At 45.6% G+C, this 15,908-nt stretch carries 9 protein-coding genes; 1 reads left to right on the top strand and 8 read right to left on the bottom strand.

Annotated features, from left to right (window positions below):
* Nucleotides 1-187 precede the first annotated feature (187 nt).
* The 3 genes from addA to dapF form a co-directional block, all read right to left on the bottom strand.
* Nucleotides 188-3,829 (bottom strand): helicase-exonuclease AddAB subunit AddA, encoded by a 3,642-nt coding sequence (gene addA, locus C0979_RS09890; RefSeq protein WP_101695819.1) that lies wholly within the window; start codon nucleotides 3,827-3,829, stop codon nucleotides 188-190.
* 3 nt (nucleotides 3,830-3,832) lie between these two features.
* Entirely contained in the window at nucleotides 3,833-7,237 is a 3,405-nt protein-coding gene (gene addB / locus C0979_RS09885; protein WP_101695818.1) for a helicase-exonuclease AddAB subunit AddB, read from the bottom strand.
* A 66-nt stretch (nucleotides 7,238-7,303) separates the two neighbouring features.
* Nucleotides 7,304-8,161 carry a diaminopimelate epimerase gene (dapF, locus tag C0979_RS09880; protein ID WP_101695817.1) on the bottom strand — a complete coding sequence of 286 codons (858 nt, stop codon included), beginning with the start codon at nucleotides 8,159-8,161 and terminating at the stop codon, nucleotides 7,304-7,306.
* A gap of 136 nt (nucleotides 8,162-8,297) precedes the next feature.
* On the opposite strand from dapF, the gene C0979_RS09875 reads away from it, so the two are divergent.
* Nucleotides 8,298-9,143: an AraC family transcriptional regulator gene (locus C0979_RS09875; RefSeq protein WP_101695816.1), complete on the top strand. Its 846-nt coding sequence runs from the start codon at nucleotides 8,298-8,300 to the stop codon at nucleotides 9,141-9,143.
* A 4-nt stretch (nucleotides 9,144-9,147) separates the two neighbouring features.
* Here C0979_RS09875 and hflX read toward each other — a convergent pair whose 3' ends face one another.
* From hflX to C0979_RS09850, 5 genes are all read right to left on the bottom strand, one after another.
* On the bottom strand, nucleotides 9,148-10,401 hold the full coding sequence (hflX, locus tag C0979_RS09870; RefSeq protein WP_101695815.1) for a GTPase HflX: 1,254 nt from the start codon (nucleotides 10,399-10,401) through the stop codon (nucleotides 9,148-9,150).
* A gap of 17 nt (nucleotides 10,402-10,418) precedes the next feature.
* On the bottom strand, nucleotides 10,419-10,946 hold the full coding sequence (locus C0979_RS09865) for a tetratricopeptide repeat protein (protein WP_242962686.1): 528 nt from the start codon (nucleotides 10,944-10,946) through the stop codon (nucleotides 10,419-10,421).
* Between the two features lie 13 nt (nucleotides 10,947-10,959).
* Nucleotides 10,960-12,822, bottom strand: coding sequence for a heavy metal translocating P-type ATPase (locus C0979_RS09860; protein ID WP_101695814.1), 1,863 nt, complete (start codon nucleotides 12,820-12,822; stop codon nucleotides 10,960-10,962).
* 29 nt (nucleotides 12,823-12,851) lie between these two features.
* A complete protein-coding gene (locus tag C0979_RS09855) occupies nucleotides 12,852-13,211 on the bottom strand; it encodes an ArsR/SmtB family transcription factor (protein ID WP_101695813.1) in 360 nt (119 codons plus the stop codon).
* A gap of 107 nt (nucleotides 13,212-13,318) precedes the next feature.
* Nucleotides 13,319-15,679 carry a heavy metal translocating P-type ATPase gene (locus tag C0979_RS09850; protein WP_101695812.1) on the bottom strand — a complete coding sequence of 787 codons (2,361 nt, stop codon included), beginning with the start codon at nucleotides 15,677-15,679 and terminating at the stop codon, nucleotides 13,319-13,321.
* Between the last annotated feature and the right edge of the window lie 229 nt (nucleotides 15,680-15,908).

Below are 15,908 nucleotides of genomic sequence, written 5' to 3'. Positions count from 1 at the left end.
TCTCACTCCTTTTCTTTGGACTTTTAGTTTTGCAATATTGTTTTGTTGTATATATTATATGTCGTATAATATAGTTTGTCAACATATATTATAAAAAGAGCGTAGTAAGAAAGAATCTGACATACATTTGATGCCATCCTTTCCTATCACACTCTTTTTAAAAACCTTATTTTATAGTTTTTCTCCTTTACGGCAGTTTAATCTCCTGCTGAAGGGTAAAAGAATAAATCCATTTCTCTTTCACTCGTTTTCCGGTAATCTGCTCCAGTGCTTTACTATAATAATCCAGCTGTCCATGGTATCTCTCCATTAGCTCTTCTGCCTTGGACACCCGGTCCGTCTTATAATCCAAAACCACCAATCCATCCGCTTCCTCAAAGTAGACGTCGATGATTCCCTGTACCAGAAGCAATTCCCCTTCCTGTTCGTCTGGATAAACGTCCGACGCATCTACCCCCAGTACAAAGGGTTGCTCCTTCCAAAGCCTTCCGCTCCTTGCCGCTTCTTTCATCCGAAGTCCTAAATCGCAGGATAAAAACGTAAGAATATCCTTTGTCTGAATACAATCTTTCATTTCCTGTGTCATCCGTCCTTCCGCGATGAATCTGGCGGCTACTTTCGCAAGCTTCGATCCATCATAATCATCCGCAAAATCCAAAAGTTCCATCAGGCGGTGGTACGCTGTACCCCTTAATGCTCCGGTCAATTTCTCTTCTTTTTTCAAAAACTTCGGAATCAAAGGCGCCACCTCTGGTTCCCCGTAAAGTGCTTCTATGTCTTCTCCCAGAGCCTCTTCTTTCTCCATAAAGTAAATCTGCTTCTTTAACTCTGACACGGTAAACTTAAGCTTGCGGCCACTTTCAGACGCATAGGGATACCGATATCCAAACTGTTCTGTGACCCCGGATAAGCCATCCCCCGTCTTTTGTTCACACTGCTTATACTCTTCCATCCTCTCCCATGTCTCGAAAGCTGCTCGCGTCACTTTCTTCACCGAACGTTCTTTTATCTCGCCTTCCACAACATCAAGAATTGTCCAATATTTTCTGCAAATTGGGATGTGTTCATCGATTCTTGCAAGAGCCGGAAGAATCCAGTCCCAGAAAGTAGATGCCTTGCTGAGTCTGCCAAATCCAAGCTCTATCTGCTGCCGGCTTCTGAGCATACAAACCGCTTCTTCCTGCTTCACGGGATCCGTCATTGTTCCCGTCAGGATCAGCTTTTCTTTCGCACGCGTCAGCGCTACATAGAGCACCCTAAGCTCCTCTCCCAGACTATCCAACACTTCTTCTTTCTGAATCATTTTCTTAATTAGGCTCGGTCTCTTTGTCCGCTCTTTCAGATTCACGGCATCCAACCCGATTCCAAGTCCTGCATGGATTACCACACTGCTCCTTGCGTCCGTCATATTGAACCGCTTGCCAAGTCCGGCTACAAACACCACCGGAAACTCCAAGCCCTTACTTTTATGAATCGTCATAATCCGAACCGTATCCGACTGCTCATCTTCCATATTCGCCTCACCATAATCCACATTATATTTCTGCAGCTGCTCAATATACCGAACGAAATGAAACAATCCTTTATAACTCGTGGACTCGTAGCTTCTCGCCTTCTCCATCAGCATTTCTAAGTTCGCTCTTCTTTGCTCTCCTCCCGGCAGCGCATAGACATAATCTCCGTATCCTGTCTCTGTCAAAATTTTCCAAAGCAGCTCGTGCATCGGTGTATAAGGAACCATCCTCTGGTAATGATTCAGCGTCTCGAAAAAGTGACGAAGCTTCTCCACAAGCACCAGATTTGGCTGTTCTTCATCCTCCGCCTTTGGAGAAAAATATTCTATTACCGCCTCAAAAAACGACTTCTTAGGGCTGGCACTTCTAATTGCGGCAAGTTCTGTTTCTGTCACTTTACCAAACGGGGATACAAGCGCTGCCGCCAGCGGAATATCCTGGCACCGATTATCTAAAATCCTCAGATAATCCAGGACAACCCCGACTTCCCATGCATCAAAATAGCCTTCTTTCGTTCCTGCGTAGGCTGGAATTCCTTCCCGATTCAACACCTCAGCAAATACATCTGCAATCCCCTGCACGCTTCGCGTCAGGATGACGATATCCCGGTACCTCACCGGGCGAAAATCGCCGGTTTCCTTATCTACTACCTGGAAGCCGGAAAGAAGCTCTTTGATCCGTCTTGCGATCACTCTGGCTTCCAGTTCTCGCTCTGAGATTTTGCCCGCCTCATATTCTTCCATCCTGCTGTCTATCATCAGCACTTCCGTCTCCTGACCTTCCCCTTCCGGATAGCTGGCCCCTACATAAAGAGCCGCCTGATCATCATAAGTAATCCCGCCAAGACTCTGCGTCATCAACTGCCGAAAAAGATAGTTGACGCTTCCTAGCACCTGGCTTCGGCTTCTGAAATTCTTATGAAGATCAATCCTCTGCATCCGGCTGTCATCGGTACTGTAGGTACGAAACTTTTCCATGAATAATTCCGGTCTTGACAGACGGAACCGATAAATGCTCTGCTTGACATCTCCGACCATAAACATATTATATTTCCCCTGATGCACTCTGGAGATACTGGTCAGAATCGTCTCCTGAATCAAGTTGCTGTCCTGGTACTCATCGATCATAATTTCCTGGAACTGCTCCTGATATTCCACCGCGATCTCTGACGGTTTCCATCCGCCCTCTGTCTTACTAGCCAAAATTTGAAGGGCATACTGTTCCATATCCGAGAAATCAATCAGATTGCGGGCGCGTTTTTTTTCTTCAAAGGCTGTTTGGAAGCGAATCACCAATTCCTTCAATTCTTCTATGGCAGGCTGGCACCGCGAAAGATCTGCCAGAATCTCTTCCGGGCTTTGAGAAAAATATTGATTTCCCAAATCCTTGATCATTTTTCGCAGTTCGTCCCGAATGGACTTCACCTGAGAAATCTTCTCCTCAGACACAGTCTCATCCTTGTTGATAGCCAAACGCACCAGTTTTGCCTTAGACACCTTCTGGCAAAGCTCTCCAAAACTAATTTCTTCTTCCAGTTCTTCCAAAAGCGCACGATCTTTCCTTAGCGTTCCTTCGTAAGCCGCCGGTCCGTCTGCCTCCAGACAAATATCGATTCCCTGCTCAATTAACTCTTTTAAATCTGCCAAGTACTTTTTCACATTTTCCATGGCAATTTTTACATACCGATTTTCTTCCAGCTCCTTCTCATCCCTGATTCTGTAAGCTTCCACACATTCTTCCAGCCAGTTGTCTGCATCCGGATAACTTCTGGAAATCTCATAGATTTTCAAGATCAGCTCTTCTAACTTCTTATCATTCTTCCCTGCTCCGTAGGCCGATGCAAAATCAAGGAACCGCTGCTCTCCTTCCTGGTACTTTTCTTCCAGCACAGTTTCCAGCACATCGTGGCGCAGAAGCTTTAACTCTCCTTCCTCACCAACCCGAAATCCCGGATCTAGATCGATAGCCGGGAAATGATCCCGGATTACCGACAAGCAGAAACTATGTATCGTTGTAATACGCGCATTGTGAATCAGTGTCGCCTGCTGTTTCAGATGTTCATTCTCCGGGTAAGCCTCCAGCGCCTTTTCGATCGCCACACGGATTCGCTCTTTCATCTCCGCTGCCGCTGATTCTGTAAAGGTCACAATCAGCAGGCGATCCACATTCACCGGAGTAGGATCCTTCGTCAGCATCGTGATAATCCGTTCCACTAAAACTGCCGTCTTTCCCGAACCCGCTGCCGCCGATACCAGAATATTGCGGTTCCTTAGATCAATCACTTTCTGTTGTTCTTCTGTCCAGGTCACTCCCATGATCTATGCCTCTCCTTTCCCGGTTTCTTTCACATCTTTTTGCATATTTGCAAGAACTTCTTCCTGGTTCATGGATTCAATTTCGAGATACTGATACCCCTCAAGCCGACTGTCAAACCCACAAATATGCCGATATCTGCAATAATCACACGCCGTCTCCTTCCCTCTTCGGTAAGGAGACGGCCTCACATCTCCGGACGCAATCTTTCCGCGAATCTCCTCCGCCTTTTGCACTGCATAATCCATCATTGTCTGAAACGCTTCCTGCGCCACCGCCTTCGATCCTCTTCCCAGAGATCCATTGAGGTTATATTTCACCGGTACAGCAAGAGACTCTCCTTTCTGATTGCGATCCAAATGCAAAAGCACCTCGTCCTGAAGGTTAATCATGCCGTCTGGCTTCAATTCTTTCAAAAGCAGCGTTTCTACCTCTTCCTTTTCCTTCGGTGCCTCCACAAAAGGATCCTGAATACGGTAGTAAAACACACCTGCGGGAACAATCTCTTTCTCCGAATGTTGTTCCTTCTCCCACTTTACAGCGGCATTTAAATACACCATCAACTGCATCTGCAGTCCATGATACAACGCCACCATATCAAACGTCTTGCTTCCCGTCTTGTAATCCATTACCTTCACATAAATCTTATCTCCATCCTCGCAGTCATCCACCCGGTCAATCTTGCCTTCTGCAAACCGAAGCTCATAAGCTGCCGGACGGAAATCCCCCGCCGCAAGCTGTTTAGACAATGCCCACACGGTACGTTCCAGCATCCGCTTCATTCTCACAATCAGATATTCGTTGCGCGCAGAGCTATAAAGAACCGAATTCTCATAATCTGCGATGGCTTCCTCTACGCTTTCGTCGATGTACCGACAGCGCAGTTCTTCTGAAACCTGTGTCCAGTCAAGTCCTTCCCCGGCAAGCTTTCCGGAAAAATGTTCCAGCGCCCGGTGGCAGACATTTCCCATGTCCATTGGTTGAAATTCATACACTTTCCGCTCGGCAAGACGAAGTCCATATGCCAGATAATGGGCATAAGCGCAGGCGGAAAAGCGTTCCATACGGGAAATACTATTCTCGAACCTCTCTCCATACAGCCGCTTCGCCACTTCTCGATCCAATGCGTCCATCTTTTTGACGAAAAATACAGCGTCTAGAATCTGTTCTAACTTCTCTTTCCACTCCGGGAACTGCCTATACCATCCATAGAGCTCCTTCCAAATCTTTTCTTCCTTCTGCTGATTTTCACAAGCTCCATCCTGCCTTTTCATTCCCCCAGCTATCGCAGTCTGCTTCAGTCCTTTGATCAACTCATCAATTCCAAGGCTCTCCGTCAGTTCTCTTTCCTCGACTCCCTTTTCCTCTTCATCAATTACTGTCAGCTTTGGATATAGTTTTTTCAGCTCCTGAATCAGATAAGACGGCCGCACACTCTTTCCATCCGAAGATACCTTACTATAAAAAATTCGTACCGCCTCAGACGGCTTTGTCAGATTCATATATAAATAAAATTTCTGAATATAAGTCTTTTCTTTTCCTCCCGGAGCCAACTCTAGCTTCTCTTTTGCAAATTTTTCCCGATCCTGCTCCGACAATAGTCCTGTGCGCAGCAATGTTCCAGGAAGCTGCGTATCATTCGCACCGATTAAGAACAACGCTTTGATATCTTTTAATCGTGTACGCTCCACATCACCTGCCACAACCTGATCCATACTTGGCGGGATCACTCCCACCCGTGCTTCCTCAAGCCCCGCATCTAACAAAGTACAGTATTCCGAAAGACTTACTTCTTCCTCCCCCAAAAGTTCCACGAATTTGTCAAACAGATCTATCATAATCCGATACACTTGTGCGTACTCTTTGGCAAGCGCCAGTTCCCCGTTCTCCTGAAACAGTTCTTCCTGCTTCTTCAACTTTTTCTGCAGTTCTTCTTTCACCATGAATTCATAGACTGCCTGGGTAATATCCCGCACGGTCTTCTTCCTCTGTTTGAGCACGAACAACAGATCATCCACCTTCTCTACCAGAATAACCCGGTAATGATTCAGTTCTTCCAACTCCTCTTCTGTCATCCCCGGCATCTTACGGATCCACTTCTCCTGCCACCTCTTATATCCTCGGATCCCTAATCCCAGCACATAGTTTTCCACACGGTCCACCACATGATGATCCATTCCAGCCATGTCTGTTCTAAGAAAACGGAACACACTTTCATAAGAGAAATTTTCTTCTGCCATTCCAAGAAGACTTCGGATATATTCCACGAAAGAATTCAGCAGAATACTCCGCTTATGATCCATGAAAAAGGGAATCTGATAGGTTTCAAATGCCTGTTTCAAATAGTCACCATACACATCCATATTGCTGACGATAACCCCAATTTCCCGATAACGATATCCTCTTGTACGCACCATCTTCCTAATTTCACTTACGCAGGCGTAAGCCTCTTCCCGCGGGCTTCTCGCCACGTGAATCTCTACAGATTCCGGCACTTTCCCGAATGTTTTCTTTCCATAACGGAACAGATTTTTCTCTAAAAATGCAAGTTCTTCATTTTCCCTGAACCGATGAACCGGATGTCCAAACAGACGCACCGGATCCTCCACCTCTACGGCAGCTTCTTTTGCTAAGCAAAGTAGTCCCGTCACCATATGCTTGCTAAGTCCAAACAACTGATAAGGATGACTGTACGTAAATGGATCTTCCCTCTCATCTATGACCGCAGTCACCATCACCTTCCGGCAGCACTTCATTAGTTCCAGCATCAACCTGCTCTGCACCGGCGTAAATCCGGTAAATCCATCCAACACAATTGTACTGTTCTGAATCAACTCTGATTTTCCTGCCACCCGGCTCAAATGATCCAGAAGTTCCTCTTTTGTAATATATTTTTTTTCTAAATAATCCTGAAATCCTCGATATAAGATTCCAATATCACGAAGCTTATAGTAAAGCCTGGAACCTTCTCCTGCTCTTTCCATCACCCGTTCCAGTTCTTCCTCACCGATATCATACTGCGTAAATTCTGAAATCACCGACTTCACTTCACTGATATAACCAAGCTTTTTCATATTTCCACGCAGGACTTTCAATTGGGATTCATAATCCCCGGCAATTTTCCGAAGGATCAGATTCTTTCCTTCATCGTCCAATACCGGAAGCTCGCCTCCTCCAGTCTCTTCGAAGACACGATAGGCGAGACGCCCAAAGCTTAAGACATCAATATTCATAATTCCATGATTGGGATGCATGCTGACCAGATCTTTCTGCGCCTGCATTGTGAACTGCTCCGGCACCAGCACAATATAAGACTGTTCCGGATGTTTTCCTGATTCTTCAATAATATGTTGATATAGATAATGTGATTTTCCTGAGCCCGACGGCCCAAATACAAATTGTAAAGGCATAGGTCTTCCTCCCTATGCCTTAGTATACCTGATTAAACCAATACAGTCCAATCCTATTTCTGTTTTCTAGTTCGCTCTTAGTTTCTCCACAAACTCATTGCTCAAAGAAATCTTCGCTACATAAAAGACATCGCCCGTCATATAAACGTTCCAGTCATCTGCAATCTCCACCTGAAGATCTCCGCCCGGCATATGAACTATCACCTTATTATTCGTAAGTCCCAGCTTATATGCCACACCTGCTGCCGCACAGGCTCCTGTTCCGGATGCCAGCGTGTATCCCGCACCCCTCTCGTAAATCTCAATGGCAACATGCTCTTTATCAATCACCTTCATAATCTGTGTATTGATACGATTTGGAAAATATCTTGCAATCTCTGAGTAATCCCCGATCTTACATACCAGCGGCTTAGAAATCTCCCGCATCGGAATTACACAGTGCGGATTTCCAATGGATACACAGGTAACCGGATAGAGAGTTCTGCCAAATACCATGTCCTCGTTGATCACTTCTCTTCTCTCGCCCGTCACCGGAATATCGTCGCTCCAGAAAGAAATCTTCCCCATAGATACCCGCAGTCTACTTCCATCTTCATTTAAAAATGTAACTTCCACCGGTCCATTTCCGGTATATAATTTAAAGTTTTTCTTCTGCACATAACTGGCGTCTTTCAGATATTTTGCAAAAATACGCACACCATTTCCACTGGTCTCTGATTCACTGCCGTCCGGATTCCAAACTTTCACATGCATTCCATCTTCTTTCAGAACCGGACCTTCTAGCACACCGTCTGAGCCAAGCCCTGCATTCCGGTCACAAATCATCTTTACATTTTCCGGTGTCAGTTCCAATTCATTTCTATTCGGATCAAACACAACATAATCGTTGCCAAGTCCGTGGTAACGTTCCAATACAACCTTCATAACTTACCTCCGCTCATTATTTTCCTGGTTACTTACATCATAGCAGGCATTATTTCCCTTTACAAGACAAATCATGCTCATAACATTGCAAAAAATGCCCTATTCTTGTATGATAAAATCAAACAGGAGGGATTCTATGGATCAGTATAGCAAAAAGGGATATTTAAACAGCGAATTTCGACTCTTTCACCTGACGGATCAGGAAACACAAGAAGTCGATTATCACTACCATGATTTTGATAAAATTACGATTTTCATCAAGGGCAGCGTAACCTATACCATCGAAGGAAAATCTTATGAGCTTAGACCCTACGACATTGTCCTGGTGCGCCACGGCGATATCCACCGCCTCACTGTCGATAACTCGAAAGTGTATGAGCGAATTATCGTCTATATCTCTCCTAATTTCATGAACGCTTACAAGACAGATTCCTATGATTTAAGCTGTTGCTTTCAAAAAGCTTTGCAGGAGGAATCGAATGTACTTCGGATTTCTTCTTTGGAAAAAAGTTCCCTCTTTCGCTCCATCACCCGGCTGGAACAGTCTTTTGCCGATGACGGATATGCTGCCGATCTTTACCGGCAGGTCTTATTTCTGGAATTCATGGTTCACTTAAACCGGGCTGCAAGAAAAAACCGACTGGAATTTATCGACACGGATAACTGCAATGCCAAAATCATAGACATTCTGCGTTACATCAACGATCATTTGACCGGTGATCTTGGGATTGATACCCTCGCCGGGAAATTCTATATCAGTAAATATTATATGATGAGACGATTCAAACAGGAAACCGGCTATACACTGGGACAATATATTTCCCAAAAGCGGCTCCTGTTTGCAAAAGAATTGATATCATCTGGGGTTCCGGCATCCCAGGTCTGTTTTGACTGTGGATTTCGAGATTACTCTACTTTTTCCAGAGCCTACCGAAAAGCATTCGGCAAGTCTGTACGAGACACCTTAAACCAGTCTCTCTAAACTGCTATGCTTTCCCAGCCGGGCGGACTTTTTCATAAAATTCCGCCGGCACATACGCCTGTACAAAAATTCCATCTTCCCGGTATTCCTCTTCCTTAAGTTCTCCGTATTTGCGAATCAATTGAAGTTTCCCGGCATCCTGATAAGGATACACCCCTTCAATAAATACTTTCTGCTCTCGAAGAACAGCCTCTATAGTTTGCAAAAGTTCAGAAAGGCCATCTCCCTTTTTTGCAGAAATCTTCACCGTATAATCCGCATGAAAATCCCTGATAATCAGCCCTTCTTCTGCCAAATCCTGCTTATTGAATACCGTAATGATCGGCTTATCCTTCACCTCTAAATTCGTCAATGTCTCATAGACCGTATACATCTGCTCATCCATCTGTGGATTTGCCGTGTCCACTACATGCAGAATCAGATCCGCGTACTTTGCTTCTTCCAGCGTACTTTTAAACGCCTCTATCAGATGATGCGGAAGCTTGCGGATAAATCCAACCGTATCTGTCAAAAGAATACTCTGTCCACTGGGAAGCTTTAGCTCTCGTGTCGTCGGATCCAAGGTTGCAAACAGTTTATCCTCCGCCAAAATATCTGCTCCCGTCAGTGTATTCAAAAGCGTAGACTTTCCTGCATTGGTATACCCAACGATCGCCGCCACCGGCATATGACTCCTATTCCTCTGCTCTCTGGTCACCTCACGATGTCTTCGGACATCTTTTAACTCCCTATTTAACTGGGCAATTCGATTTCGGATCAGACGCCGATCCATCTCCAGCTTCTTTTCTCCCGGTCCTCTGGTTCCGATACCGCCGCCAAGTCTTGACATCGCCGTTCCAAATCCCGTCAACCGGGACTGGCGATACTTTAATTGAGCCAGCTCCACCTGGATCTTTCCTTCACTTGTAGACGCTCTCGCCGCAAAGATATCTAGAATCACCAGCGTTCGATCCATCACCTTTGTGTCCAGCAATTCCTGCAGATTCTTCATCTGTACCGGTGATAATTCATCATCACAAATAATACCTGTCGCGTCCATCTCCCACAACAGGTCCTTAATCTCCTCTATCTTTCCTTTTCCCACGTAAGTCCCCGGATGCATCTGTTCTCGGTTCTGCACAACCATACCAGCCGTCTCGGCTCCTGCTGTAGCCGCCAATTCCGCCAGCTCTTCCAGTGACTTTAAGGTATCATCCTGATCAGACGTGCTGACTCCCACCAGGATGACCCGTTCCTTCTTTTCCTTTAATTCTATCATTTCTGTCCTTTCAGATTCTATCTGGTATTTAGAAATTCCAGCTCTTTTGCCGCCTTCTCGTCATCCGGATACGCCTCTGTATAGGCTTCCAGCTTGACTTTTGCACTCTCCCAGTCTTCCATAGCTTCATAAGCCGCAATTTCATTATATTCCATTTCCCGCTTCAGTTCCTTACTGATATCTTCACTGGCAAGTCCCAGATTGTAATAATTCAGAGCAGATTCTGGATTACCCAGGCGAAGCTCACAGGTTCCAATAAAATTGTATAAAGTTCCCGTCTTCTTCGCACCATTTTCCAAAGCATTCTTAAACGCCTCGCACGCGCCTTCATAGTCTTCCTGCTCCCATTTGGCAATTCCAATTCCACGATAGGCGTCTCCAACGTTTACGTCGTCCTCAACGGCCTGTTCAAATTCTTTCACTGCCTCTTTATATTTCCCTTCTTCCAGTAATTTTACTCCGTCCTCGGATGCATTTTTCCCACATCCTGTTATCAGAACTGCAAGTGACGCTGCTAAAAGCATCTTACCCAAACATCTCTTCACTTCGTTCACTCTCCTATACTCTGTACCGCACCACCCAGACAGCATTTAAAATCCCGGCAAACATCACGCCTACTTCTGCAATAATGGCCTCCCACATACTGAAATAGCCTATTGCAGCCAACACCAGAATCACCGCCTTAATCACAAGCGCAAAGGTAATGTTCTGTGTCACCACTCTGAGTGTCTCTTTTGCAATCTTAATCGCATCCTTAATTCTCGGAAGCTCATCGTCCATCAAAATAATGTCCGCTGCCTCTACAGCTGCCGCAGATCCCATTGCTCCCATAGCAATACCCACATCTGCTCGTGCAAGCACCGGCGCATCATTGATTCCATCCCCCACACAAACGACCCGTTCCATTCCATCCTGAAGCTCCATAAACTCTTCTAACTGCTCCATCTTATCTGTCGGCATCAGGTCCGTGTAAGCATAATCCATCTTCAATTCCTTGGCAACGGGAATACTTGCATTCTCTGTATCTCCGGTCATCATTACCAGTACAGCTTCCCGTTTTTCTTTCAGATACCGAAGCGTCGTACGCGCCTTCTCTTTAATGGTATCTGCAATCACAATATATCCGGCGTATTTATCCCCTAACGCCACATAGACAACGGTCCCAGGCTTTGACACGGTATCACAGACAATCCGCCTCTTCTCCATCAGCCTCTTGCTTCCCATATATACCTTCTGTCCTTCAAACGTTGCGCTGATTCCATACCCTGGAATCTCCCGCATCCGTCCCACTTTCACCTGGCTGATTTCGCCTTCATAAGCTTCCTGAAGCGACTGTGCAATCGGATGATTGGAATAACTTTCCACATGGGCTGCAATCCGAAGAAGCTCTTCATTCGACATCCCCACCGCTTTGATTTCTTTCACATGGAACACGCCCTCTGTCAGCGTACCCGTCTTATCAAATATAAACGTATCTGCTTTCGTCAGATCTTCCAGGTAATTGCCGCCTTTTACTACAATTCCATGGCACGCAGCCGATGCAATGCCTCCCAGAAATGCAATCGGAACAGAAATCATCATTCCGCTTGGGCATGCCACTACAAGGAAAATCAATCCCCGGTAAATCCAGGTATCCCAATTTCCGTAAGAGAAGGTAAGCGGAGGATAGATCATTACCAAAAGCGCCAAGATCAACATGATCGGCGTATAAATTTTGGAAAAGCGTGTAATAAAATTCTCGCTTTCTGCCTTCTCATCCTGTGCTCTTTCCACCATCTCCATAATTCTGGACACAGTCGAATCCTGATAAACAGCCAATACTTTCGCCTCAATTACAGCATTCAAATTAATGCAGCCACTGTAAATCTTCTCTCCCGGCTGTACAGACTTCGGAACAGACTCTCCTGTAAGCGCCTTCATATCAATGCTGGTTGTTCCTTCTGTCACAACTGCATCCACAGGAATCCTCTCTCCCGGTTTAATCACAATGGTATTCCCAAGCTTAAGCGCCGAAGGAGCCACCTGATATTCTTTGCCATGCACTTTTCTCGTTGCATACTCCGGACGAATGTTCAGCATCTTTGTAATGGAGCGCTTGGCGCTGTCCGTAGCAAAGGATTCAAAAATCATCCCCAGTTCAAATAACAGCATTACAAGTACGCCTTCTCTGTATCTTGCGATACCGAACGCACCTACGGTCGCCAAGATCATCAATGTGTACTCTGTCAAAAATTTCTTCTGGAGAATCTGTTCCGCCAGCTTCTGAAATGCACCGAATCCAATCACCAGATACGCTACCAGAAACCAGACAAACTGAACCTCATCCGCCACTGTATGCTTTCTGGTCACCATCACCGCACACACATAGATCAGCACACCTATTCCATATATGATACTTCTTATCTTCAGTTCCTTCGTCATAGCAATCCCTTCAAATAACTATATGAACACTATTCCGCGATATGTTCCATTCCCTGGCTGATAATAGTCAAAATATGATCATCTGCCAACGAATAATACACCGTCTTTCCTTCCCGCCTGTTCTTCACAAGCTTCATCTGCTTCAGCACCCGAAGTTGATGGGAGATCGCAGACTGTGTCATTCCCAATATCTCGGCAAGGTCGCACACACACACTTCTGATTCCAGCAATACACACAGAATCTTGATTCTGGTTGCATCTCCAAACACCTTATAAAAATCAGCCAGTTCTTTCATCTTCTCTTCCGCAGGCATCATTTCTCGAACTCTGCGGACTGTATTGTCGTGAATGCATGTCACCGTACAACATTCGACTTCCGTCTTCTTCATATATTTCTTCCTTTCATTATATACTTAATAATTATGCCAAATGGTCTTCTTCATTTCAACCACTTGGCATAAATTGACACGAAAGTTAATAATTCTGTAATGATTTCTTACGCTTTTCTTTTGGAATACAGAATTCTGACAGAATTCAGTACACAAAGCATGGCTACTCCAGTATCGGCGAACACCGCCATCCACATATTTGCACATCCCGCAAACCCAAGTACCATGATCAAAAATTTTACTGCCAGCGCAAAGATCACATTCTGCATAGCAATCCTTCCGGTACACCTTGCAATCTCCACGGCTTCCGGAATCGCATCTACCGAAGATGTCATAAACACCACATCTGCCGCTTCAATAGCTGCATCTGCTCCACTTCCCATCGCCGCACCCACATCAGCTCCCGCCAATACCGGCGCATCGTTGATTCCATCTCCCACGAACATTACAGCTCCATGATCCGTCCGAATCTTCTTAAGATGGGTCAGTTTTTCCTCTGGTAAAAGCTGTGCATACACTTCATCAATTCCCACCTCACAAGCTACTGCTTTTGCGTTTCTTTTTGCGTCTCCCGTCAGCATAGCAGTTATCATATGCTGACGCTTCAGCCTTCCAACAGCCTCTTTGGCTTCCGGTTTAATCACATCTGCCACAACCAGATATCCTTCCAGTCTTCCATCTACCGCTACAAGCACTTCTGTCCCATAGCCCTCCTTCTGGTAACCGGATACATCCACGCCGTAATGTTCCATAAGTCCTTGGCTTCCGCACAGTACCGTCCCCTCTGAAAATACCGCGAAGATTCCTTTTCCGGAAATCTCCTGCACCTCTTTTGGACGAATCAGCTTACAGTGCTTTTCCTCTGCCGCCTGAACAACACTTCGCCCGATTGGATGGGTGGAAGCAAGTTCACAGTCCGCCGCCATCGTCAAAATCTGCTTTTCCGTCAGTCTTCCTGTACTTACCGTTTTCTGTACCACGAAATTTCCTCTGGTAAGCGTCCCTGTTTTATCCATTACTACTGCTTTGATATCTTTCAGCGCTTCCATAGCAAGCCCGCCCTTGAAGAGAATTCCTTTTTTAGAACCTGCTCCAATTCCAGAGAAAAACGCAAGCGGAACGCTCAATACCAACGCACATGGACAACTGATAACAAGGAATGTAATCGCCGTATAGATCCAGTACCTCCACTCTCCTGTCATCAATGACGGCACTACCGCCGTCAACACTGCCGCCAGCACTACAATCGGTGTATAGATTCTTGCAAATTTGGTAATAAACCGGTCAATCTTCGGTTTACTTGCCGCTGCATTTTCTACCGAATCCATAATTCTAGATACCATAGATTCTTCTAGCGGCTTCTTTACCTCCAGCTTCAATACGCCCTGATCATTCACACATCCAGAGTAAACTTCCACTCCCGGATAGACACTGACCGGCACCGGTTCACCTGTTACCGGAGACGTATCAATCTGGCCTCGCCCATCTACAATCGTTCCATCCAGCGGAATGCGATCACCCGGCCGGATCATCAGGATATCTCCTACTTTAGCATCCTTCGCCGGAATCGACCGTACTCCTTCGGCCGTCACCACCTGGACAACCTCCGGTCTTAAATCCACCGCTTCCATAATCTGAGAACGGCTTCTGCTGACCGCAATATCTTCAAAAAGTTCCCCCACCCGGTAGAACAACATCACGCCAACCGCCTCTGCAAAATCCCCAATTGCAAATGCTGCCAGTGTAGCTACGCTCATAAGAAAATTTTCATCAAACACATGACCTTTTGTCAGGTTCTTAAGCGCCGTCCACACAATGTGCGCTCCTAAAATCACATAGGCAGCCACAAATATTACCACGATCAAAGCTGATTTTGGCATCATATGCTCCAGCACCTGACCAGCTACAAACAAGACCGCTCCGGCGCCGATTGCCTGAAAGCTTTTCCGGTTCTTCTGATAAATAGACTCTGTCTTTTTCTCTTTCTTTCTCTCTTCTACTTCTTCTCGTGGAACCACCTCAACTCCATCCTCAATGGAAGTACAGATTTTCTTAATTTGCGGATATAGGCGCTCTGGATCATCCGCTGCAACAACCAGCTGTTTTGTCGCATAAGTAATGGTTGCTGCCTTCACCCCCGAAAGATTCCGAATCTGTCTCTCCATCTTCGCTGCACAATTGGCACATCCTAGATTTTCCAAAATATAGACCTGCTTCTTTACATTTTCCGGCATCACAACCGATTCTTCCCGCTCCGTCTGCCCATGATCTTCCTGCATATGACTATGGCCATCGTGTGTATGGTTGTGACCGCAGCCACAGGTGTCGTGATGATGGTGATCGTGATCGTGACCGCAGCCACAGGTGTCGTGGTGATGGTGATCGTGACCGTAGCCACAGGTGTCGTGGTGATGGTGATCGTGACCGCAGCCACAGGTATCGTGATGATGTCCTTCCTTACTTGTCATATCTATTCCTCCTGTAATTCATATATTTTCTATCTTTCTCGTTTCAACACATGAACAACTATTCATATGTTCATACCTAAATATAATCATATCAAGACGGATTTGTCAATAGATATTTCTTATCTTTTCTTTTGTAACAAAAAAGCCCATCCAGGCTATTCCTGAACAGGCTTTCATCAACTTTTTTTCATCAACTTTTTTTCATCAACTTTTTTTCATCACATAATAC

The sequence above is a fragment of the Dorea phocaeensis genome (assembly GCF_900240315.1).
Classification (GTDB): Bacteria; Bacillota; Clostridia; order Lachnospirales; family Lachnospiraceae; genus Dorea_B; species Dorea_B phocaeensis.
Note: the sequence above shows the minus strand (reverse complement) of the source record. Positions and strands in the feature narration are given on the sequence as shown.

Excerpts from the sequence above, each read along its gene's own strand:
- addA (WP_101695819.1), bottom strand. The coding sequence starts at position 3,829 with ATGGGAGTGACCTGGACAGAAGAACAACAGAAAGTGATTGATCTAAGG.
- addB (WP_101695818.1), bottom strand. The coding sequence starts at position 7,237 with ATGCCTTTACAATTTGTATTTGGGCCGTCGGGCTCAGGAAAATCACAT.
- dapF (WP_101695817.1), bottom strand. The coding sequence starts at position 8,161 with ATGAAGGTTGTATTGGAACGTTACCACGGACTTGGCAACGATTATGTT.
- C0979_RS09875 (WP_101695816.1), top strand. The coding sequence starts at position 8,298 with ATGGATCAGTATAGCAAAAAGGGATATTTAAACAGCGAATTTCGACTC.
- hflX (WP_101695815.1), bottom strand. The coding sequence starts at position 10,401 with ATGATAGAATTAAAGGAAAAGAAGGAACGGGTCATCCTGGTGGGAGTC.
- C0979_RS09860 (WP_101695814.1), bottom strand. The coding sequence starts at position 12,822 with ATGACGAAGGAACTGAAGATAAGAAGTATCATATATGGAATAGGTGTG.
- C0979_RS09855 (WP_101695813.1), bottom strand. The coding sequence starts at position 13,211 with ATGAAGAAGACGGAAGTCGAATGTTGTACGGTGACATGCATTCACGAC.
- C0979_RS09850 (WP_101695812.1), bottom strand. The coding sequence starts at position 15,679 with ATGACAAGTAAGGAAGGACATCATCACGATACCTGTGGCTGCGGTCAC.